The 22,110-nt window shown below is 64.0% G+C and carries 20 protein-coding genes and 1 pseudogene; 16 read left to right on the top strand and 5 right to left on the bottom strand.

What is annotated here, in order from left to right; genetic code table 11:
* Positions 1–76 precede the first annotated feature (76 nt).
* Positions 77–478 (top strand): PTS sugar transporter subunit IIA, encoded by a 402-nt coding sequence (locus tag ACP2YO_RS04355; protein ID WP_021076632.1) that lies wholly within the window; start codon positions 77–79, stop codon positions 476–478.
* Entirely contained in the window at positions 475–801 is a 327-nt protein-coding gene (locus tag ACP2YO_RS04350; RefSeq protein WP_426439389.1) for an HPr family phosphocarrier protein, read from the top strand. Before ACP2YO_RS04355 ends, ACP2YO_RS04350 begins: the two co-directional genes overlap by 4 nt.
* A gap of 332 nt (positions 802–1,133) precedes the next feature.
* Here ACP2YO_RS04350 and ACP2YO_RS04345 read toward each other — a convergent pair whose 3' ends face one another.
* Positions 1,134–2,732 (bottom strand): glycosyltransferase family 39 protein, encoded by a 1,599-nt coding sequence (locus ACP2YO_RS04345; RefSeq protein ID WP_426439387.1) that lies wholly within the window; start codon positions 2,730–2,732, stop codon positions 1,134–1,136.
* 187 nt (positions 2,733–2,919) lie between these two features.
* Between ACP2YO_RS04345 and lepA the strand changes: the two genes are divergently transcribed.
* The 3 genes from lepA (at position 2,920) to ACP2YO_RS04330 (ending at position 6,546) form a co-directional block, all read left to right on the top strand.
* The gene (gene lepA, locus ACP2YO_RS04340) at positions 2,920–4,731 is read left to right on the top strand and encodes a translation elongation factor 4 (RefSeq protein ID WP_426439385.1); all 1,812 of its coding nucleotides are present in this window, start codon (positions 2,920–2,922) and stop codon (positions 4,729–4,731) included.
* A 103-nt stretch (positions 4,732–4,834) separates the two neighbouring features.
* Positions 4,835–5,167: a hypothetical protein gene (locus ACP2YO_RS04335; RefSeq protein WP_426443055.1), complete on the top strand. Its 333-nt coding sequence runs from the start codon at positions 4,835–4,837 to the stop codon at positions 5,165–5,167.
* Positions 5,168–5,373: 206 nt separating this feature from the next.
* Positions 5,374–6,546, top strand: coding sequence for an acyl-CoA dehydrogenase family protein (locus tag ACP2YO_RS04330; protein ID WP_426439383.1), 1,173 nt, complete (start codon positions 5,374–5,376; stop codon positions 6,544–6,546).
* A gap of 89 nt (positions 6,547–6,635) precedes the next feature.
* Here ACP2YO_RS04330 and ACP2YO_RS04325 read toward each other — a convergent pair whose 3' ends face one another.
* Positions 6,636–7,382, bottom strand: coding sequence for an RDD family protein (locus ACP2YO_RS04325; protein WP_426439381.1), 747 nt, complete (start codon positions 7,380–7,382; stop codon positions 6,636–6,638).
* A 160-nt stretch (positions 7,383–7,542) separates the two neighbouring features.
* Here ACP2YO_RS04325 and ACP2YO_RS04320 point away from each other — a divergent pair, with 160 nt between their 5' ends.
* A complete protein-coding gene (locus ACP2YO_RS04320) occupies positions 7,543–7,725 on the top strand; it encodes a hypothetical protein (RefSeq protein WP_426439379.1) in 183 nt (60 codons plus the stop codon).
* A 96-nt stretch (positions 7,726–7,821) separates the two neighbouring features.
* Here the strand turns inward: ACP2YO_RS04320 and ACP2YO_RS04315 are convergent, their stop codons facing one another.
* Positions 7,822–10,035, bottom strand: coding sequence for a putative bifunctional diguanylate cyclase/phosphodiesterase (locus ACP2YO_RS04315; protein ID WP_426439377.1), 2,214 nt, complete (start codon positions 10,033–10,035; stop codon positions 7,822–7,824).
* 316 nt (positions 10,036–10,351) lie between these two features.
* A pseudogene (locus ACP2YO_RS04310) lies at positions 10,352–10,528 on the bottom strand (L,D-transpeptidase); the annotation flags it as partial.
* A gap of 85 nt (positions 10,529–10,613) precedes the next feature.
* Between ACP2YO_RS04310 and mepA the strand changes: the two are divergent.
* The 8 genes from mepA (at position 10,614) to ACP2YO_RS04270 (ending at position 17,734) form a co-directional block, all read left to right on the top strand.
* Positions 10,614–11,561 (top strand): penicillin-insensitive murein endopeptidase, encoded by a 948-nt coding sequence (gene mepA / locus ACP2YO_RS04305; protein ID WP_426439375.1) that lies wholly within the window; start codon positions 10,614–10,616, stop codon positions 11,559–11,561.
* 105 nt (positions 11,562–11,666) lie between these two features.
* On the top strand, positions 11,667–13,241 hold the full coding sequence (locus ACP2YO_RS04300) for a serine hydrolase domain-containing protein (RefSeq protein ID WP_426439373.1): 1,575 nt from the start codon (positions 11,667–11,669) through the stop codon (positions 13,239–13,241).
* Between the two features lie 198 nt (positions 13,242–13,439).
* Positions 13,440–13,649, top strand: coding sequence for a TOBE domain-containing protein (locus tag ACP2YO_RS04295; protein ID WP_426439371.1), 210 nt, complete (start codon positions 13,440–13,442; stop codon positions 13,647–13,649).
* 6 nt (positions 13,650–13,655) lie between these two features.
* The gene (locus tag ACP2YO_RS04290) at positions 13,656–14,162 is read left to right on the top strand and encodes a hypothetical protein (RefSeq protein ID WP_426439369.1); all 507 of its coding nucleotides are present in this window, start codon (positions 13,656–13,658) and stop codon (positions 14,160–14,162) included.
* Positions 14,163–14,350: 188 nt separating this feature from the next.
* On the top strand, positions 14,351–15,136 hold the full coding sequence (modA, locus tag ACP2YO_RS04285; protein WP_426439367.1) for a molybdate ABC transporter substrate-binding protein: 786 nt from the start codon (positions 14,351–14,353) through the stop codon (positions 15,134–15,136).
* A complete protein-coding gene (modB, locus tag ACP2YO_RS04280; protein ID WP_426439365.1) occupies positions 15,137–15,832 on the top strand; it encodes a molybdate ABC transporter permease subunit in 696 nt (231 codons plus the stop codon). It abuts the gene before it with no gap.
* Between the two features lie 2 nt (positions 15,833–15,834).
* Positions 15,835–16,506, top strand: a complete 672-nt coding sequence (gene modC / locus ACP2YO_RS04275) for a molybdenum ABC transporter ATP-binding protein (RefSeq protein WP_426439363.1) — start codon at positions 15,835–15,837, stop codon at positions 16,504–16,506.
* A gap of 136 nt (positions 16,507–16,642) precedes the next feature.
* Positions 16,643–17,734 (top strand): hypothetical protein, encoded by a 1,092-nt coding sequence (locus tag ACP2YO_RS04270; RefSeq protein WP_426439361.1) that lies wholly within the window; start codon positions 16,643–16,645, stop codon positions 17,732–17,734.
* Positions 17,735–17,818: 84 nt separating this feature from the next.
* On the opposite strand, the gene ACP2YO_RS04265 is transcribed toward ACP2YO_RS04270, so the two are convergent.
* Positions 17,819–19,612 (bottom strand): potassium/proton antiporter, encoded by a 1,794-nt coding sequence (locus ACP2YO_RS04265; RefSeq protein ID WP_426439359.1) that lies wholly within the window; start codon positions 19,610–19,612, stop codon positions 17,819–17,821.
* Positions 19,613–19,846: 234 nt separating this feature from the next.
* Here ACP2YO_RS04265 and ACP2YO_RS04260 point away from each other — a divergent pair, with 234 nt between their 5' ends.
* Positions 19,847–21,163, top strand: a complete 1,317-nt coding sequence (locus ACP2YO_RS04260; protein WP_426439357.1) for a mechanosensitive ion channel family protein — start codon at positions 19,847–19,849, stop codon at positions 21,161–21,163.
* Positions 21,164–21,273: 110 nt separating this feature from the next.
* On the top strand, positions 21,274–22,101 hold the full coding sequence (gene map / locus ACP2YO_RS04255) for a type I methionyl aminopeptidase (RefSeq protein ID WP_426439355.1): 828 nt from the start codon (positions 21,274–21,276) through the stop codon (positions 22,099–22,101).
* Positions 22,102–22,110 lie beyond the last annotated feature (9 nt).

The following is a 22,110-nucleotide window of genomic DNA, read 5'->3' as shown; positions in this document are numbered from 1 at the left end:
CCTTGCGCGGGGCCTCTGGATGGTCAAAGTGGCGCGTTCGTGCGGTGCACCAAAGAGCGCCCGCGAGGAGTTTCCAATGATTGGTCTAGTGCTGGTGACCCATGGGCGCCTTGCCGACGAGTTCAGGGCAGCGCTTGAACACGTAATGGGTCCGCAGAAACAAATTGAAGCAATTACGATCGGAGCCGAGGACGACTCCGATCTCTGTCGAAGCGACATCATCGAAGCGGTGAATCGCGTCGACAGCGGCGACGGCGTCGCCATCCTCACGGACATGTTCGGCGGTACGCCGTCCAACCTTGCGATCTCCTGCATGAGCCGCCCGAAGGTGGAAGTGCTCGCGGGCATCAATCTTCCGATGCTGGTCAAGCTTGCCAAGGTTCGCGAGGAGCGCTCGTTGCCCGATGCGATCGCAATGGCCCAGGAAGCCGGCCGCAAATACGTCACCATCGCCAGCCGCGTCCTCGCAGGCAAATGAGCGACGAGGCTTCGGGCGCGAATGAAATCGGCCCGAGCGTGCCGGCGAGCGCCATTTCCCGTGAGCTTCTGATCGTCAACAAGCGCGGCCTGCACGCGCGGGCGTCGGCCAAATTCGTCCAGATGGTCGAACGCTTCAACGCCGAGATCTGGGTCACCCGCGGCGGCGAGACCGTCGGCGGCACCTCGATCATGGGCCTGATGATGCTCGCCGCCGGCCCCGGCACCACCGTCGTGGTCTCCGCGACCGGCCCCGAAGCCCAGGCCGCGCTGGATGCGATCGCCGAGCTCGTCGCGAGCAAGTTCAACGAAGAAGGCACGTAAAGCGCGATGAGATTGGGTTGAATCGTCATCGCGCTTTAGCTTCTTGTTTTGAGCATGGTCTTTTCGGAAAACCGCTTCACACTTTTCCGGATCATGCTCCAAAGAATTATGAGATAAGGTCGAGCTGGAGCGGCGACGAAGGTTCACCTCTCCCTTGGGAGAGGTCGATTTGCGCAGCAAATCGGGTGAGGGGTTAGGGTCTATCGAGAAGCAAGAGCCCCCACCCGGCGCTTCGCGCCGACCTCTCCCCGCCGGGGAGAGGTGAACTGAAACCGCCGCGAAACGATTCGACCAAAACTCGTCACGCTCCAGGCGCGCGTCACGATGCGGCGCTACTTCGCCGGCGGCACCAGATAGACCTTCCAGACCGTCGACGGGCCGGGATGGCCCTGGAAGAAGCGCTGCGTGGTCATCACCACTTGCTCGGCATCCTTGGCGTGCTCCGCCATCCACGCCTCGCACGGCTTCAGGTAGTCCGGATCGGTGGTGTCGCAGATGCCGATGAAGCCGTAACGCCTGGCTTCGTCGAGCGAGGTCAGTCCGGACGAGACTTCGCCCGGCGTGATCGCCGCCGGATGGTCCGGACTGTAGAACGTGATCGGTTCGCTGATATCGGAGCGCGCGGCGACGACCGCCCAATGCGAATGGAATTTGGCCTGCCAGGTCTCAGTCAGGTCCCGCGCAAGCTCCGACCGCGCGGCATAGGTCGAGGCGCCGTTGTGGCTGGACGCCATCTCCTGCCTGGCGATCCAGGGCGCGGCGAACAGCGTGCCGACCGTGACCACGAACCAGAGCGCCGTGATCGCAAACAGCGCCATCCGCGGCACCCGCAACGAGGGGATCGCGACCAGCGCCAGCGGCACCAGGAAGAACAGCGGGATGCCCCAATCGGTCTTGATGTAGACCGTGAACGCCAGCGCGCCGAGCGGCGGCCCGACCGCGACGATGAGTTGCACCATCCAGATGTTGAGCGCCTGCGGGAGATTGACGCCCGGCGAACGTTCACGCGACCATATTCGCGCTGGCCGCCACGACAGCGAGCTTACTGACAGCGCGAGCAGGCCGAGCAGGACCGGTGCGGCGAGCAGCGCGAGATTGTGCCCGATATAGCCGATCACGAGCTGGACGTTGAGCGCGCGGCTCGACAGCGCATAGACGTCGCCGGCATAGGTGAGCGGCTGGAAGTTCACCTCCTCCAGCCAGACCAGATGCGGGATCATCGCCACGACCATCGTGCCGATCGCAACCCACGGCGCCGGCGAGCGTAGGAATTGCAGCCGCTGCGGATGGATCAGTGCGGCGAGCCCGATGGCGCCGATCATCGTCAGCACCCAGTATTTGGCCATCAGCGCCAGCGCACCGGCAAAGCCGAGCAACAGGCCCGATTTCACGCTGCGCTTCTCGAACGCATTCAGATAGGCCAGCACCAACAGCGGCAGCGGCACGAGCTGCACGAGGTCGGCATTGTACTTGAAGCCCTTGAAGTTGAAGATCGGGTAGAGTGCAAGCACCACCACCATGAAGAACGCGCGGCGGCGATCGACGACGCGCAGCGCAATCAGCCAGCAGACGACCATCGCGAAGCTGACGGTCGCCATCGCGAGCGCGTAGGTCGACCAGTTGGTGACCGGGAATATTCTGAACCAGACGCCGGCGATCCAACCCGACAGCGGCGGATGCTTGCCATAGCCGAGCAGGAAGCGCTGACCCCAGGCATAGGCCTCCGCGACGTCCATATGAACGTCCTGCGCAGCCTTGAGCTTGGTCAGGATCAGCGTCCACAGCACCGTATGGACCAGCGCGAATCCGATCACGAGCCACAGGCCGGCCTTGGGATCGGTCGCACGCGAGACGAGCCATGCGGCGGTCCGCCGAAGCGACAGCTTGCGCTTGGCGCGTGATGCGGTGGGCAGATATGAGGCAGTCGACATGGTCAGTGCGTAGCGCGTTTTTCGCGGCAGTGAAATCAGCTTGGCGTGAACGCCAAACCTGGCCGAACCGTGCCCGAAAGCCGATCACGACAGACTCATGGCAAGGCGGAGCTGATTCGCCGTCACACCCCTGCAAAATACCGCAATTTGGTTGCCGCTCCGGGGTGCGGATGCTATCCCGCGCCCCATGACAACTGCCCTGATTTCGAACATCCGCAACTTCTCCATCGTCGCCCATATCGACCATGGCAAATCGACCCTGGCCGACCGCCTGATCCAGATGACGGGCGGGCTGACGGATCGCGAAATGGCGGGCAAGGAGCAGGTGCTCGATTCGATGGATATCGAGCGCGAGCGCGGCATCACCATCAAGGCGCAGACCGTGCGCCTCAATTACCGCGCCAAGGACGGCAAGGATTACATCTTCAATCTGATGGACACGCCCGGCCATGTCGACTTCGCCTACGAAGTCTCGCGGTCGCTGGCAGCGTGCGAAGGTTCCCTGCTCGTGGTCGACGCCAGCCAGGGCGTCGAGGCGCAGACGCTCGCCAATGTCTACCACGCGCTCGACGCCGGCCACGAGATCGTGCCGGTGCTCAACAAGATCGATCTGCCGGCCGCCGAACCCGAAAAGATCAAGCAGCAGATCGAGGATGTGATCGGCATCGACGCGTCCGACGCGGTGATGATCTCGGCCAAGACCGGCTTGGGGGTATCAGACGTGCTGGAGGCGATCGTCACCCGCCTGCCGCCGCCCAAGGGCGACCGCGACGCGACACTGAAGGCGCTGTTGGTCGACAGCTGGTACGATGTCTATCTCGGCGTCGTCGTGCTCATTCGCGTTGTCGACGGCACGATGAAGAAGGGTAGCCGCATCCGCATGATGGGCACGGGTGCTGCCTATGACGTCGAGCGCGTCGGCTTCTTCACGCCGAAGATGGAGCAGGTCGACGAACTCGGCCCCGGCGAGATCGGCTTCATTACCGCGGCGATCAAGGAAGTCGCCGACACCCGTGTCGGCGATACCATCACCGACGACAGGAAGCCGGTCACCGAGATGCTGCCGGGCTTCAAACCGGCCATTCCCGTGGTGTTCTGCGGCCTGTTCCCCGCGGACGCCGATGATTTCGAAACCTTGCGCGCGGCGATGGGCAAACTGCGCCTCAACGATGCAAGCTTCTCCTACGAGATGGAGACGTCGGCCGCGCTCGGTTTCGGCTTCCGCTGCGGCTTCCTTGGGTTGTTGCATCTGGAGATCATCCAGGAACGTCTGTCGCGCGAGTTCGACCTCAATCTGATCGCGACCGCGCCGAGCGTGATCTACAAGATGCGTCTGACCGATGGGCAGGAGATCTCCATTCACAATCCCGTCGACATGCCCGACGTGGTCAAGATCGCCGAGATCCAGGAGCCGTGGATCGAGGCCACCATCCTCACCCCGGACGAATATCTCGGCAGCGTGCTGAAGCTGTGCCAGGACCGCCGTGGCTCCCAGAAGGAGCTCACCTATGTCGGCTCCCGCGCCATGGTGAAATACGATCTGCCGCTCAACGAAGTCGTGTTCGATTTCTACGACCGCCTGAAATCGGTCTCCAAGGGCTACGCCTCGTTCGACTACCACCTCACCGACTACAAGCCGGCCGATCTCGTCAAGATGCAGATCCTCGTCAACAACGAACCGGTCGATGCGTTGTCGATGCTGGTGCATCGGACCCGCGCCGAGGGCCGCGGCCGCGCCATGGTCGAGAAGATGAAGGAGCTGATCCCGCCGCACATGTTCCAGATCCCGATCCAGGCGGCGATCGGCGGCAAGGTGATCGCCCGCGAAACCGTCCGCGCGCTGCGCAAGGACGTCACCGCGAAATGCTACGGCGGCGACATCACGCGCAAACGCAAACTTCTGGAGAAGCAGAAGGAAGGCAAGAAGAAGATGCGGCAGTTCGGCAAGGTCGACATCCCGCAGGAAGCTTTTATTGCCGCGCTGAAGGTGGATAGCTGAGGCGCCGGCCCACTGTCGCACCTTCGATGTCTATTCGTGTCTCACGTGAAACGCACTTCGATTTGAATCGCCATTGAAGGGCGAGCCGATTATGCTTCGACCCATGTCGCGCATCCTCACTTTCTCGATCGTTATTGTCCTGTTGCTCGCACCGGACCTGAGCTCAGCCGCCTCAGCAAAGAAGCGGCACGGTGCCCATTGGCATGGCTATGGCTTCCTGCCCGGCTACCGCCAGCCGCCCTTCGACAGCGTTCCGATCCTCGGTCCGCGGGGCGCCGCCCGCGGCTATCCGGATTACTCGCCGACCTACTGGTACGGTGACGACCAGTATTACTTCGGCCGGCCCGGCTTCCATGGCGGCGGGCGCTACAATGGCGGCAGCTACGGCCCGTGCTGGACCTGGACGCCGATCGGCCGCGCCTGGAACTGCGGCTAGCAGCTCCGGAGCGCGGACACGCGACTGGCACTGCTGAAGGGCGATCGCTGACGATCGGCTGCGCTGCTTGACCGTCTTCCAGGTTGCGGACGTGGCCCTGAATGGCTGATCTGCAACGGTGTCATCCCACCTTGCCCTCTCCCGCCGGATGCGCCACCATTACGTAACCCGCCCAACAAGAACGCGAAAAGGGGCAGAGGAAACGCATGAACAAGCCGCAGGGATTCGACCTCGTCGAGCGGGCGCGCGCGTTGGCGCCGCTGATATCAAATGAAGCCGATGAGATCGAACGGACGCGGCGGCTGACGCCGGCCGTCACGTCAGCTCTCGTCGAGAATGGCCTCTATCGCGCGCTGCTGCCAAAGAGTTTTGGCGGCGCCGAGGCGCCGCTCGACGTGTTCATGCAGATGCAGGAGGAGGTCGCCAAGGCCGACGCGTCGACCGCCTGGTGCCTCGGCCAGTGCAGCGTCTGCGCTATGACCGCGGCCTATCTCGAACCCGATGCCGCCAACGAGATCTTCAACACCGCGCCCGGCATCCTGGCCTGGGGCGCCATCGCCCACGAGGTTCGCGCCGAGCCCGGCGGCTATCGCGCGAGCGCACGCTGGGACTTTGCCTCCGGGTCGCGGCAGGCGAGCTGGCTCGGCGCCCACGTCCGCGTCGTCGAGGCGGACGGCTCACAGCGCAAGAAGGCCGACGGCTCGCCGGAGATCCGCACCATCCTGTTCCCGATGAGTTCAGCCACGATGTACGACGTCTGGGACGTGATCGGGCTGAAGGGTACCGGCACAGATTCCTATTCGGTCGAGAACCTCTTTATCCCGGAGCAATTCTCGGCGCCTCGCGACGATCTCGCAGCGGTCCGCGAGCCGGGACCGCTCTACAAACTGTCGACCAACATGGTGTTCAGCATGGGCTTTGCCGCGACCTCGCTCGGCGTCGCCCGCGCCATGCTGGATGCGGCGACCGAGTTGGCACGCGGCAAGACACCGCAAGGCATGAAGGCCATGCGCGACAACAATGCCGTGCAGGGCCTGATCGGCCGCACCGAGGCGAGCCTGCGTGCCGCCCGCGCCTATCTATACGCGACAGCACATGAGGTCTGGCACGATTTGTCGCACGGCGACCCCGTCAGCGAGGCCCATCGCATCGCGATCCGGATCGCCTCGACCTGGACCATCCATCAATCGGCCTCAGTGGTCGACATCGCCTATCACATGTCGGGCGCCACAGCCGTGTTCGCGAAGAATCCGTTCGAGCGGCGCTTCCGCGACATGCATGCGATCGCGCAGCAGATCCAGGCGCGCGACACCCAGTACGAGGACGCCGGCAAGGCGATCCTGTCCGGCAATCTGGCCGTTCCGCCGTCGACACGCTAGCGGGCGACGGCGGCACCAACGCTGGCAGCCAACAAGGCCTCGAAACCGGTGCCGCGCTGATAGCGGGCGCTATGATCTTGAAAGCGCTGTCATCGTGACGCGCGGCGGACCCGCGCACCGTATAATTTGCCTCTCCAACCCTGCGCGATGATGGCGACCATCGCCAACAGCAGTCCAATGTCGAGGACAAGCTCGATGACCTTCTGCACCCCTCGGCAATAATCGAGGTTGGTGCAACGGGCCGACATCAGGCCGACGCTCACGATCGAGTCGAGCGCGGCAATGAAGACAAATGTGAGCACGAGATAGATGAATATCGCCAATACGCGCTCCCAGGGCGCCGGCATGCGTGCCGCTGCCGGCTCGATTCGTTCCGTAACAAATTGACCAGGTCGCGCTTGCGCGGGATCGCGGATCTGTACGGTCGACCGCGTCACCAGATCGTGGATCGCCTGGTTGCGGCGCGTTGCCGCGATAATCACGAACGAGTACCAGCCGAGCAGACCCTTGATCAGAAGCCGCGCGCACGCCTTCAGGAAACCGAGATTGCCTCCGGTCGCATCATCGACGACGCGAAGGTTGGTAAGATGATGTCCAACGGTGCCCCCGGTGAACGACACCAAAACCGGTTCGTAAAGCAGCAGCGCCGCGATCACCGCGATCCCGAGCGCACGCGATATGGAATCGGCCGCGATCGTGGACACCACCAACAACGCGCCAAAAATCACCACGAGTGTGATAGCCCAATCGATGAAGATGCCGCGAAAGCGGCGCGAAAACCGCGCAAAGAGCGGCGGCGCCGCTGCGACAGGTGGAACGGTGGCATCAACACTCATCGGGCTCATCCCACTCTTGCGTCCCGCTCATCCTTGAGACGAGGCGGCGACGGCGAAGGTTCAACCGCGGGCTTCCGCTGCATCGTCAGGTGGACTAATTTGTCGGGAAGGAATGCCCGCAGAGCAGCCATGGCCCGACTGAGCAGCCATGGCCCGACTGATGAACAAATCGACCGCTCATGTGACACGAAAGCCGCGCCCGGGCAATCCGGATTCAGCTGATATGCTGTTCGGCGCGTATCCTGCGCCCATCAAGACAAAACTGCTGGCGCTCCGCCGGCTGATCTTCGGCACTGCGAAAGCGACCAAGGGAGTCGGCGCACTCGAAGAGACGCTGAAATGAGGGGACCGAGCTACCTTACGCCCGAAACGCGCTGCGCCACTGCGTGGCGCTCGCGCTGACCTATCATCTGAACAAGAAAGTGACGTAGGCGGTCCGCTACGCCACCAGCGCCGATTCCGTCTCCGTGCCGCGCTGGGCCCGCAGCAGGCTGACGATCTCGGTGTTCGGCCGGGCACGGCTGAACAGGAAGCCTTGGCCCTCGTGGCAGCCTTCGGCGCGCAGGCAGCTCAGCTCCGATTCGGTCTCGACACCCTCCGCGGTGATGGTGACGCCAAGTCCCATGCCGAGGCTGATGATCGAACGCACGATCGCCTGCGCATCGCGGTTGGAGCCGAGGTCGCGCACGAAGGACTGGTCGATCTTGATCTTGTCGAAGGGGAAGCTGCGCAGATAGCTCAGGCTCGAATAGCCGGTGCCGAAATCATCCATCGAAATGCGCACTCCGAGGGTGCGCAGCGCATGCAGCGTGGCCAGCACCTGGCTGCTCTTCTCGAGCAGCAGCGTCTCGGTGATCTCAAGCTCGAGCCGCCGCGCCGGCAGGCCGGATCGCTTCAGCGCGTCGGTGACCAGCGGCAGCAGATTGCCGGTGCGGAATTGCAGCGGCGACAAATTGACCGCGACCCGGACGTCATCCGGCCACTGCGCCGCGTCCATGCAGGCGCGATGCAACATCAGCGCGCCCAGCGCGTTGATCAGACCGGTCTCTTCGGCCACTGGAATGAACTCGCCGGGCGAGATCATGCCGCGCTCCGGATGCGGCCAGCGCACCAGGGCCTCGAAGCCGGTAAAGCGCCCGCTCGCAAGATCGATCAGCGGCTGATAGTACGGTCGCAGGCCTTCGTTCTGGATCGCATCGCGCAGATCGATCTCGATCTTGCGCCGGCCCTGGGCGCGGGCATCCATCTCCGCCTCGAAGAAGGAGAAGGTGCCGCGGAACTCGCTTTTGGCGCGCGACAACGCCATGTCGGCGCTCTTCAACAGCTTTTCCGAATCCTCGCCGTCGCCGGGTGACATCGCGATGCCGATGCTGGCGCCGATCACCACCGAATGTCCTTCGAGCAGATAGGGTTTGCTGATCGCCTCGAGGATGCGCTTGGCGAGCAGCACCGCGTCCTCGGGCCGCACCACGTCGCTCTGCACGATCGTGAACTCATCGGAATTGAGGCGGGCCAGCGCATCCTCGTCGCGCAAGGTCGAGCGCAGGCGCTTGGACACGCCGCGCAGCAGCTTGTCGCCGATGCCATGGCCGAGCGTGTCATTGACCGCCTTGAAATTGTCGAGCCCGAGCATCAGCACCGCGACCTTGTCCGAGCTGCGGCGGGTATGCAGCAGCATCTCGTCCATCTTCTGGCGCAGCAGATTGCGGTTCGGCAGGCCGGTCAGGCCGTCATGCTGCGCCATGAAGGCAAGCCGCGCCTCGGCGCGCTTGCGCTCAGTGATGTCCATCAGTGCGAGCAGCATTGCCGGCTGGTCGCCGTGCATCAGCTGGCGCGAATAGATCGCGAGATCGATCAGCGTGCCATCGGCGCGCACGTGCTTCCAGGTCCGCGCCGCCTGCTCGTCGCTGCTGCGCCCGGCGGCCCAGGGCAGTTCGGCATCGAACGCCTGCAGGCTCTTGATCGTCAGCTTCTCGAACTCGGCGCGCGCGTAGCCGTAATGGGCGATCGCCGCATCGTTGACGCTGAGAATGTGCTCGCCATCGAGCGCGCACACGATCATCGGCACCGGATTGCCGTCGAACAGCAGGCGGAACGACGCCTCGCGCTGCTTCAGTTCGGTGATGTCGACACGCAGGCCGACGATGCCGCCATCCGAGGTCAGCCGCTCCTCGATCAGGACGACGCGGCCATCGGCCAGCACTTGCTCATGCCGCGCGCCCGGCTGATACATCCTCTCGAGCCGCTCGGCGATCCACTCCTCCTCGCGGCCACTGGACTCCGGATAATCGCCGCGCTCGACGCCGATGCGAATGGTGTCTTCCAGACGCGCGCCGTATTCGAACAGATCGGAGCTGCGCTGGTAGATTTCGGAATACTTCTTGTTCCAGAGGATGTAGCGGCCCTCGGAGTCCAGAAACACGATGCCCTGCGGCAGGATATCGATCGCCTCGCGCAACAGTTCGTTGGACTTGCGCGCATCCGCAATCGCCGCTTCGGCCTGCGCGCGCTGGCGCACCAACTCGCCGATTTCGGCAGCGGCGCGGCGCGAACCGCCCGAAAATTTCGGCGTGGCTTTGGCGTGATGGTCCCGGAGACGGGACACTTTGGCCTGCTTCGATTTCTTGATTTTCTTCGGCCGCATCATCGGCATCGCACGCCCCACGAGCATTCCAGTTCGGCGGCATTTCTGCGATAAGTGTCTGAAAAATTGGTATCTATTGGCCAATAGCGCTGTCGGGCTGATGTTCGCGGCCTGCCTGCTTTGGAGGCGAATTCGCCCGCAGCGCGAGTGCTCGACGCCATGCAAGCGGCTGGCACTGCAAATTCACAGGCGGACGCGTCTGTCCATGGTGAGGAATGCGTAAACGGAGACGCAATTGCACAGTGAACGCGCTGAAATCGCGCCGGCCGCATCAATATGTGTCAGCGAGTAACAGGGTTATCGCGCGGTTAAGACGCGACGCGATTCACCCATCCTGTACGCTACGGACGGCTAGTTCGATCACGATGCGCGTGTTGCCGCGGCCGTTGCGCTCGACGAGCCCAAAGAGAACCGCGGCGTGCGACGGATGCAGGCGGACGCAACCATGCGAGGCCGGCCCGCCGAGACGCGCGAGATCATTGGTGCCGTGGATCGCAAAGCCGACCGTGGGCGATCAAGCGATTGGGATGACAGTGCGGGCCGCCGGCATCAAATCCATGTTAGCGTTGCGCAGACAGAGTGATCCGATGACACCCCGCCTGCTTCTGATCCCGCTCCTGCTATCCGCCCTTGTCGCCTGCACCGTGTCCGCGTGGGCGCAGGACAAGGGCTCCGTCAATCCCAAGCCGCTGCCGCCGCTCGCCAACCCGAACGATCCGAAGATCGGAGCCAGGGAATTGTTCGCGCGCAAGGTGTTGCCCGCTGCGATGCCGACGCAATCGATCGGCTCCTACTCGAAGGGCTGTCTCGCCGGTGCCGAGCAGATGCCGCTCAACGGCGATACCTGGCAGGTGATGCGGCTGTCGCGCAACCGCAACTGGGGTCATCCCGCCATGATCGCGCTCTTGAAGCGGCTGTCGGTCAAGGCGCACAAGGATGCCGGCTGGCCCGGGATCCTGGTCGGCGACATCGGCCAGCCGCGCGGCGGCCCCGCGCTATCCGGGCACGCCAGTCACCAGATCGGACTCGACGCCGACATCTGGCTGACGCCGATGCCCGACCGCAGATTGTCGCGCGAGGATCGCGAGGAGATGTCGGCGGTGATGATGGTGCGCGAGGACCGGCTCGACGTCGATCCGCGCGTCTTCACGCCGGGTCATCTGCTTGTCATCCGCGACGCGGCGCAGGAACCGGCCGTGCAGCGCATCTTCGTCAACCCCGCGATCAAGAAAGCACTGTGCCGCGAGGCCAAGGGCGACCGCAGCTGGCTGTCGAAGATCAGGCCGTGGTGGGGTCACGACTACCACTTCCACATCCGCATCAGGTGCCCGCCCGGCAGCCCCGCATGCGAGGGACAGAAGCCGCAATCCGAAGACGAGGGCTGCAAGCCGTCCGATCTTGCTTACTGGTTCAAGGATTCGGTGTTGCATCCGAAGCCTGCGCCGACACCGCCGAAGCCGCGTCCACCGATAACATTGGCGCAGTTGCCGGCGGCCTGCAAAACCGTGCTGAACGCGGCGGACGCCAAGCAATAGTGGCGCGGAGGCGGATTTTCACCAACGGCAATTCATTGTTGCTGCAACTTCGGCTAGTATCGCTCTTCCAAAGCAACAGTTTCGAACATCGACCGGAGAGCCGACATGCCTCTCAGAATTGCGATGACGGCGGCCCTGATCGCGACACTGCAATGCTTCGCCGGGTTGAATGCGCCCGCGAACGCGGCCGATGACCCGGGATCTCCGGCTAACCTCTCTTCAGATATTCCCTGGCCGACCCAGTCATGGCCGGTTTCGACGCCTGAGGAACAAGGCATGGATTCGGCGAACCTTGCCCGGCTCGTGGAAAACGTCGGCACCTACAAGCAAGACAGCCTGATGATCATCCGGCACGGACGGATCGTCGCGGAAGCCTTCTATGCTCCCTATGTCGCCGGCATCAGCCACGACCTAAGGTCAGTGACCAAGAGCGTGGTCGGAACGCTGGTTGGGATCGAAGTCCAGCGCGGTGAACTGGACAATGCAAATCACGCCATTCTGGATTTCTTCTCCGACAAGCCTTTTGCGAACGATGATGACATCAAGCGGGCGATGACGGTCCAGCACCTGCTGGACATGACATCAGGGATCAAGTGGCGGGAGAGGGCCTACACGCCGGATGAGACCATCATGCAGATGTATCGAAGTCCGGACCGGGCCAGGTTCGTGCTCGACCAGCCGATGTCGGATGCGCCCGGAAGCAAGTTCTACTACAATAGCGGAAATCCATATGTGCTCTCCGCCCTGATCACCAGAAAGACCGGGCAGAGCGCGTTCGACTTCGCCAAGACGGAACTGTTCTCACCCCTCGGCATTACCAGCGCCGCGTGGGGCCGCGTTGACGCCCAGGGTATCAGCGATGGTGAAGCCGGGCTCTATTTGGCGCCGCACGATATGGCGCGGATCGGCTATCTCTATCTCCACAACGGAATATGGGATGGCAAACAATTGATCCCGTTATCATGGGTCGAAAGAGCGAAGGCCGGCCCGGTTCAGGCGACGTACGGATTCCACTATGGAAACCTGTGGTGGTCGCTTCCCGGGAAAGACGCCTACATGGCGCGCGGCCGCCATTCGCAACTGATCCTGGTGCTTCCGAAGCTGGATATCGTCGCCGTGATGACCGGCATATTGCGGGACGACGAGTATTACTCGGTTCCCCACCTGATCGACGACATATCGAGCGCGGTTAAGTCCGATACCGCCCTGCCCGCCGACCGGATCGCGACGTCGTTGCTCGCTGCATCGATCCGTCAGGCCGCAACGGAACGCCCGTCCGCGCTGGGCGGTACGCCCGAGCTGGCAAAGACGGTCTCGGGACGGACCTATCAACTCGACACGAACGCACTTCACATCAAGACCTTCGTTCTCAACTTTCATGAGTCGGATGCCTCCTGGGTCATCACCACCGATACCGGAAAGCCGGATCATCCCGAGGAGCGGTTCACGGGACTGATGGGGCTCGATGGTACATTCCGGACAAGTCCACCGGCGACCTACGGCATCAATGCCGCCAGGGGCCGCTGGGTCAACGAACATACGTTCGCGCTCGAGCGCCGGATTTTGGGCCACGGTGAAACCCAAACCTGGTCTCTGACATTCGACGACAACAAGGTGACCGTCGCGTTCGAGAACACGGACGGTGCCAAGATCAACCTGCATGGGGAAGCGAACGAGTGAACCATAGGGTTCGATGCGACGGCTCGCTAACGTCCGCTACCGGGTTTTCTTTCGCCCTCAAGATGCGCTAAACTTGGGCATCGTCGCGCCGTAAGCGCGTTCGAGCCGCCGATCAGGGCCGCTGATCTTCGTCATCCCCACATTCGTCGATGCGGGCCGTCGTCACGCACGGGATGTTCAACGTTGAAGGATATCAATATGCGCATCAGTGCACGCAACCAGATCAAGGGCACAGTCGTCGACGTCAAGAAGGGTGCGACCACATCGCATATCCGCGTCGACATCGGCGGCGGCCAGGTCATGACATCCTCCATCACCAACGAAGCCGTCGACGACCTCGGCATCAAGGCCGGCGGCAAGGTGACCGTCGTAATCAAGGCCTCCGACGTCATGATTGCAGTGGATTAAACAAACATGCGCAAATCGCTCCTCGCCGCATTGCTGTTGGTCGTCTCCGTCCCCGCTTTCGCAGCGGAGGAGCCGAGCGGCTGCGACAAGTTCAAATGGCCGATCGATCGCGAGCGCGCCGCGCTCAGCGCACCCGACCGTGCCAAGCTAGCGTCGGGGAGCGAACAGGCGGCGTTGCCGTCAACCGGCATCACGCTGGCGCTGGTTGCCCCCAACGATGCCAAGCTCCCCACGCCGCCGGAACGCGCGCCGAAGGACGGCACCTTTGCCGGCTTCACCAGCATCAAGAAGGCGCCGAAGGCCGGGATCTACACCATCAGCCTTTCGGCCGGCGCCTGGGTCGACGTGGTGCAGGACGGGCACTTCCTCAAGCCCAAGGCGTTCAGCGGCGCGACCGATTGCGACGGGATCCGCAAGACCATGAAATATGAGCTCGGCGCGAGCCCCGTCGTGCTGCAGGTCAGCGGCGCCAGGGAGAACGCGATCTCGATCGCGATCCTTCCCTCGGAGTAGGACGTTAGACAAAGGCTCGCCTTTACCGTAAGCCCCAGCCTGCTATGTTTGCAGTGCGATATCCTTTTGGACCGTAAGTCCTTCAGGGATCAGCGGAACGGCGCGTCCGCCCGTCGCGACCCGGACCTCAAGCCAACGCCTGATTTGCGCGTGCCCGTTCGCGCGCGAACTCGCACGGAGCGCCTTCCATGTCACGTATTGCCGGACTTTTCACTGCCTTCGTCATTCTGCTCGGCGCGATGCATTCGCCTGCCAGCGCCGACGACAAGACGCTCACCGTCTTTGCCGCGGCCTCGATGAAGAATGCGCTCGACGACATCGACGCGGCCTATACCGCCAAGACCGGCGTCAAGGTCAACGCGAGCTATGCTGCAAGCTCGGCATTGGCAAAACAGATCGAGCAGGGCGCGCCGGCCGACGTGTTCGTCTCCGCCGACACCGACTGGATGGACTACGCGATCAAGCAGAAGAACATCAACGAGCCGACCCGGGTCAACCTGCTCGGCAACTCGATCGTGCTGATCGCGCCGAAGGACTCCAAGATCGGCAATGTCGACATCGGCCCGGGCTTCGACCTCGCCAAGCTCGCCGGCGACGGCAAGATTGCGACCGGCGACGTCAAGGCGGTGCCGGTCGGCAAATATGCCAAGGCCGCGCTGGAGAAGCTCGGCGCATGGCAGGCGGCGGAGCCGAAATTCGCGATGGCCGAAAGCGTGCGCGCGGCGCTGACGCTGGTAGCGCGCGGCGAAGCCGTGCTCGGCATCGTCTATTCGACCGACGCCAAGGTCGAACCGGGCGTCAAGATCGTCGGCACCTTCCCGGCCGACACCCACCCTCCCATCATCTATCCGGTCGCGGCGACCACGACCGCGAAGCCGGAGACATCAAACTATCTCGCCTTCCTGCGCTCCTCGGCGGCGAAGACGATCCTCGAGAAATACGGCTTCAAATTCCTGATCACCCCGACGACCTAAGTGTTCGAGATCTCGCCGACCGAATGGACGGCGATCCTGCTTTCACTGCGGGTCGCCGTCATCGCAACGCTGGTGGCGACCCCGTTCGGGATCGCGCTCGCCTGGCTGCTGGCACGGCGAGATTTCTGGGGTAAATCCATCCTCGACGCCGTCGTGCATCTGCCGCTCGTGCTGCCGCCGGTCGTCACCGGCTATCTGCTGCTGCTGACATTCGGCAAGCGCGGCCTGGTCGGAGCATGGCTTGCCGACCATCTCGGAATCGTCTTCGCGTTCCGCTGGACCGGCGCGGCGCTGGCCTGCGGCATCATGTCATTTCCACTTCTGGTGCGGCCGATCCGCCTCTCGATCGAGGCGGTCGACCGGCGTCTCGAGCAGGCGGCCGAAACGCTCGGCGCCGCGCCCTGGCGGGTGTTCGCGACGGTAACGCTGCCGCTCGCTTTGCCCGGCGTGCTGGCCGGCATGATGCTCGGCTTTGCCAAGGCGATCGGCGAGTTCGGCGCGACGATCACCTTCGTCTCCAACATTCCCGGCGAAACCCAGACCATCTCGTCCGCCATCTATTCGCTGATCCAGACGCCGGACGGCGACGCCGCCGCCGGACGGCTCGTCCTCATTTCGATCGCGATTGCGATGGCTGCGCTGGTTGCCGCGGAATGGTTCGCGCGCCGCGCGACCGCGCGCGTGCACGGACAATAGCGATGCTGCGTGTCGACATCACCAAGCAGCTCGGCGAGTTCGCCCTTACAGCGTCCTTCACCAGCGAAGGCCGCGTCACCGGCCTGTTTGGAGCCTCCGGCTCCGGCAAGACCACGCTGATCAACACCATTGCGGGGCTGTTGCGCCCTGACCGCGGCACCATCGTGATCGACGGCGAAACTGTCGACGACACCGCAGCCGGTATCCACGTCCCGACCTATCGCCGCCGGATCGGCTACGTGTTCCAGGACGCGCGACTGTTCCCCCATCTCGACGTCCGGCAAAATCTCGACTATGGCCGGCGCATGAACGGTCTCACCGACGATCCGGCGCAGCGCAAGCGCGTGGTCGACCTGCTCGATATCGGCGCCCTGCTTGACCGGCGCCCCGGGAAACTCTCCGGCGGCGAGCGTCAGCGCATCGCGCTTGGCCGGGCGCTGTTGTCCAAACCGCGGCTGTTGCTGCTGGACGAGCCGCTGGGCGCGCTCGACGAAGGCCGCAAGCTGGAGATTCTGCCCTATCTGATGCGGCTGCGGGACGAGGCCGGTATTCCGATGGTCTATGTCAGCCACGACGCCGCCGAGCTGCGCCAGTTGGCCACCCAGATCGTCATGCTGCGCCGCGGCCAAGTGACCGCCTTCGGCGGTGTCAAGGTGCTGACGGCGACCTCCTAGCTTTCTGTTTCCGCGAAAGCGGGCATAAGATAGCCAAGCTTGACGGTTAGACCCGCGCTGGAGCGTCGGGTCGGACGCATGGGGAAGATACGTTTTGCGATTTGCTGGCTGGATATTGTTGCTGACCGGAATGCTCATGTGCGCGACGGTCGCATGGGCCGCGCTGGGATTCCTGCTGATGGGTATCGGGCTGATCTCGCTTCAGGTCGCCGAGCACAGCCGGCGCCGGGCGAATGTCGCGGTAGCGGTCCCGGCGGGCCTTGACCTTGCCCTGACGGGACCCGGGCTGCAGCCGCCGAAATTCGAACCCTTGGTCTCGCGGGACTCCGCCCCGCCGCGTCAGTCCCGCCGCGTCACGTGGCCGGCCAAGAGCAACGGTACGCCCTACGACAAGGAAGCCTGGCGCCTGCTGGTCGAGCGCGATCCAGATATCGCGCAACTCGCCCGTGTCCTGGCCGACTACGGACCGCAATATGTCGACGAACTGGCGATCAGCTACCTCGCCGCGCCCGACAAGAGCCGGCTCGGCGCAATCGTTGACGGGATCATCGCCCGCGCGCGCGGTAACAAGACACCGCCACCTCCAGTGCCGGTGCCACAGCCGCCCCCGGTGCCGGCCGACCCGGCCGCAGATCTCGAGGCATCGCTGATCGCGGCCTTCGAAGAAGCAACCGCCAAGACCGCCGCCGAACGTCCCGACCCGCCACCACCAGCCAGGGCGGCAGAGAATCGGCCATCGCCGGTGACCCGGCGGGAGCCGGCCTTCCGCAGCGTACCCAGAGATCTGACGAACGATCTGACGCAGGATTTGACGAGGGATCCGGAGCCCGCTCCATCGCCGCCCCCGATCCCGGCAAGCACACCTGCCGCCGTCGCGGAAGCGTCCACTGGGCGCATTGATCCGCCAAGGCCTGCTGCGGCGCCGGAACCGCCGCCGCTGTTGACGAAGCGGGAGCCAGAGATCCGCATTGTGCCGAGGGAGCAGAAGCTTACGCCGCCGCCGGTGCCGCCCGCCAGCGCACCGCCCGCGAGTGCGCTGGCTGACGATCTGGATGAGTCACTGCTCGCGGCGTTGGCCGAGATATCCGGCGAGAAGCTCCCCGGCCCTGCCGCTCCGGCCGGGCCTGCCCCCGTCGCCAAGGATACGCCGAGCCCGCCCGCCGACGACGGCCTGTCGGACATGATCAAGAAATTCGCGCCGGATTCGAGCTTCCTCCGCAAGCAGTGAGACGCGGCCCCAGACTAGATTCTTGTTTTGACGCGTTTTCCTTACGCGAACCGGCGTCCACTTCGCTCGAAAACGCTCCAAGCCTCAGACGCCGGCCACCGACGCCCAGATGTCGGCGAGCTTGCGCCGGACCGTCTGCATGCGCGTCTGCGGCGCAGCCTCCTCGTCTTCCTCCGGCAAGCGGAGGCCGACGACATTGACGCGGCCGCCGCCGATATTGCGCGCCACCAGCACGATCGAATCGAGCGCGAGTTCGGCGCCTTCCTTCGGCGCGCTGTCGAGGTTGACGTCGAAATAATCGGCGAGCGTCAGCTTGGCCTGCTGCTCGTCGACCTTGACGCCATAGATCTCGGCGAGTTCGCCCAACGTGTGCTCGCCCGACACCATGAAGTCGCCGAGCAGATGCGGATCCGGCGTGGCCGATGGCGGCATGTCGACGAAGAAGCGGTCGAGCGCCTCGGCGCGCTCCGGCGGCGCCAACAGGTAGATATAGTCGCCGGGCGCGACCGGGTCGGCCTCTACAGGGGTCAGGATCTGCTCATTGCGGATCACCAGCGTCGGCTTCGACCAGGACGGGATCAACCCGCGCCGGAAATACAGGCTCTTCGGCCGCACGGGATAGCCGACCAGCTGCTGCTCGAGCTGGCCGGGCAGATCCAGTTCGACACGCCGCGGCCCGCGTTCGGCGCGTGGCAGCGCCACATGCAGCCGCCGCGCCGCCGGTGCCAGCGTCCAGCCCTGCAACAACAGCGAGATGATGACGACGACGAAAGCGACGTCGAAATAGAGGTAGGCCTTCGACAGGCCGACCAGCATCGGGATCGAGGCCAGGAAGATCGCGACCGCGCCACGCAGGCCGGTCCAGGCGATGAAGACCTTCTCCCGCCAGTTGAACTTGAATGGCGCGAGACAAATCAGCACCGCCAGCGGCCGCGCCACCAGCATCAGCGCAAATGCCACCGCCACCGCGCCGCCCGCGCTCGACAGCAGCCGATGCGGCGAGACCAGCAGGCCGAGCAGCACGAACATCACGATCTGCGCCAGCCAGGTCGCGGCATCGAGGAACGTCACCACGGAATTGTGCGCGCGGGTCGGCCGGTTGCCGATGATGATACCGGCGAGGTAGACGGCGAGAAAGCCGGAGGCATGCACGATCTGCGAGCCGCCGAAGATCACCAGCGCGGCTGTCGTGACGAACGGCGCATGCAGGCCCTGCGGCAGCGCCACATAGTTCAGCGCCAGCACCACCAGCCGCCCGCCGATCACCCCGATGATGGCGCCGAGCACCGCCTCCTGGATGAACTCCATCGCAATGTGCGACGCCGAGCTTTGGCCGACCGAGATGAACTCGACCAGCATCAAGGTGAGGAAGATCGCGAACGGATCATTGGTGCCGGATTCCGCCTCCAGCGTCGCGCCGACGCGCGGGCGCAGCCGCAGACCCTGCGTGTGCACCAGCAGAAACACCGCCGCGGCGTCGGTCGAGGCGACGACAGCGCCGACCAGGAGCGCCTCGGTCCAGTTGAGATCGAGCACATAGCGGGCGACCGGCGCCGTGATCAGCGCGGTCAGCAGCACGCCGACCGTCGCCAGCATCATCGAAGGCGCCAGCACGGTGCGGATGCTGGTAAACCGCGTCTTCAATCCGCCGTCGAACAGGATCAGCGCCAGCGCCACCGAGCCGACCAGATAGGTGGTGCGGACGTCGTCGAATTGCAGCCGGCCCGGCCCGGAATCCCCGGCCAGCATGCCGACCAGCAAGAACACCAGCAGCAGTGGGGCGCCGAACCGCAATGCCAGCAGGCTCGACAGGATGCCGGCCATCACCAGGGCCGCGCCGAGCAGGATCGCTATGCTGACCGAGTCGAGGGAAGCCATGAACCTTTAGAACTTGCGCCTTCAGGGCTGTGAAATACTTGCAATTGCATCCTTATCGTCGCCACACTTGGACGCCAACCCATTTTATGACATCAGCGGCAATGTGCCCGGTTTTACAGCCTTACGGCGCCTCGGCACTGTATTGTATCGATGGTTGGACGAGCGCCTTTGTGGGATTCTACCGGGCATTCGAATCACATTTGCCTGACCCGCGCTTGAGTTGAGATTTTGCTGATGGACATGGGCCTGAACGACCTCCTGGAATCGATCCAAACGGCGGCGCGCTCGGTCGGCGCCGAGATCGCCTCGCCCTGGTTCTACCTGCAGTTCGGCATCATGCTCGCGGCCGCCGGGATCGCGTATGCGGCCGACACCGCGATTCACGCGCGGGTCAACCTGTCGTCGCTGGCGATACGCTGGCCGCTGCCGCTCCGGCACTTTGCACGCGTGATGGTGACGAGCGCCTCCACCGCCGTGTTCGCGGTCCTGATGATCATCTCGCGCATCGTCATGTGGCACACGACCTGGCCGAGCCGCAGCTACCTGATCGCGGTCTCCGCCAAGCTGGCGCTGGCCTGGCTGGTGATCCGTCTCGTGACGTCGGTGATCGACAACGCCTTCATCGTCAAGCTGGTGTCGATCTCGGCCTGGGTGGTCGCGGCGCTCAGCATCATCGGCCAGCTCGACTGGGCCGCCGACACGCTGGATTCGTTCGCCGTGGTGGTCGGCGGCCTGCGGCTGACGCCGCTGCTCCTGATCAAGGCCGGCGCAGTCCTGATCGTGGCGCTGTGGCTGACCAACATCGCCAGCAATTTTGCCGAGAGCCGCATCAACCGCGCCTCCGACCTGACGCCGTCGATCCAGGTGCTGCTGGTCAAGATCATCCGTATCGGCTTGATGGTGGTGGCGATCGCGGTCGCGCTCGACGCGGTCGGCATCAATCTCTCGGCGCTCGCGGTGTTCACGGGTGCTGCCGGCGTCGGCATCGGTCTCGGTCTGCAGAAGATCGTCGCCAACTTCATCAGCGGGCTGATCCTGCTGGTCGACAAATCGGTCAAGCCGGGCGACCTCGTCACGATCGGCGACAGCTCGGGCAAGATCAGCGCGATGAAGACCCGCTACATCTCGGTCGCCGCCGGCGATGGCCGCGAATTCCTGATCCCGAACGAAGACCTGGTGACGCAGAAGGTCACCAACTGGACCTATACCGACAAGAACACGCTGGTGAAGATCGCCTTTGCCGCCAATTACGACGCCGATCCCAGGCTGGTCTGCAAGCTCTCGGTCGAGACCGCCGCGTCCCACGCGCGCGCACTCAAGGGCAAGCCGCCAAACTGCATCCTGACCGAGTTCGTCGAACTGGGCATGAAATTCTCCCTGACCTTCTGGATCGCCGACCCCGACGGCATGGACAATGTGAAGAGCGACGTCATGCTGGCGCTGTGGGATGCCTTCAAGCGTGAGGGCATCCGGGTGCCCTATCCGGTGCGGGAACTCCGGGTCCGCGGCGGTGCGCTCCCGGTGGAGAGCGTGGTGGAGGTTTCCAGTTAGACTCAGCCCCCAGGACATTGTCCCCATGCCCAACCTTGGCTTGCACCGGCCGCCACGATCATTAGATTAGGCCCCCAAATCAGCCCTTTTGCCCGCGAAGCTATCAGCCCATGAACTATATCGAAGCCAACGACACCACCTCCCTCCGCAAGACCGGCCAGATCAAGCTGCACGGCGAGAGCGGCTTTGCCGGCATGCGCAAGGCAGGCAATCTGGTGTCGAAGTGCCTCGACGCGCTCACCGACGTCATCAAGCCGAGCGTCCCGACCTCGGTCATCGACGATTTCGTCCGCGACTTCGCCTTCAGCCACGGCGCCTATCCGGCGACGCTGATGTATCGCGGCTATCGCTACTCGACCTGCACCTCGATCAATCACGTGGTCTGCCACGGCATGCCCGGCGACCGCCCGCTGAAGGAGGGCGACATCGTCAATATCGACGTCACCTTCATCGTCGACGGCTGGTACGGCGATTCCAGCCGCATGTATGCGATCGGCCCGATCGCTCGCAAGGCCGAGCGCCTGATCGAGGTCACCTATGAGTCGATGATGCGCGGCATCGCCGCGGTGAAGCCCGGCGCCACCACCGGCGATATTGGCCACGCCATCCAGAGCTATGTCGAGCCGCAAGGCATGAGCGTGGTGCGTGATTTCTGCGGCCATGGCCTCGGCCGCCTGTTCCACGACGAGCCGAACATCATCCATATCGGCCGTCCGGGCGAAGGCGTGCCGCTCAGGCCCGGCATGTTCTTCACCATCGAACCGATGATCAATCTCGGCAAGCCGCATGTGAAGATCCTGTCCGACGGCTGGACCGCGGTGACCCGCGACCGATCGCTGTCGGCACAGTTCGAGCACTCGGTCGGCGTCACCGCCACCGGCGTCGAGATTTTCACGCTGTCCGAGCGCCATGGCGAAAAGCCCTGGGTGGCGGTGTAATCAATCGCG

The organism is Bradyrhizobium genosp. P, from assembly GCF_049949265.1.
GTDB lineage: Bacteria > Pseudomonadota > Alphaproteobacteria > Rhizobiales > Xanthobacteraceae > Bradyrhizobium.
Note: the sequence above shows the minus strand (reverse complement) of the source record. Positions and strands in the feature narration are given on the sequence as shown.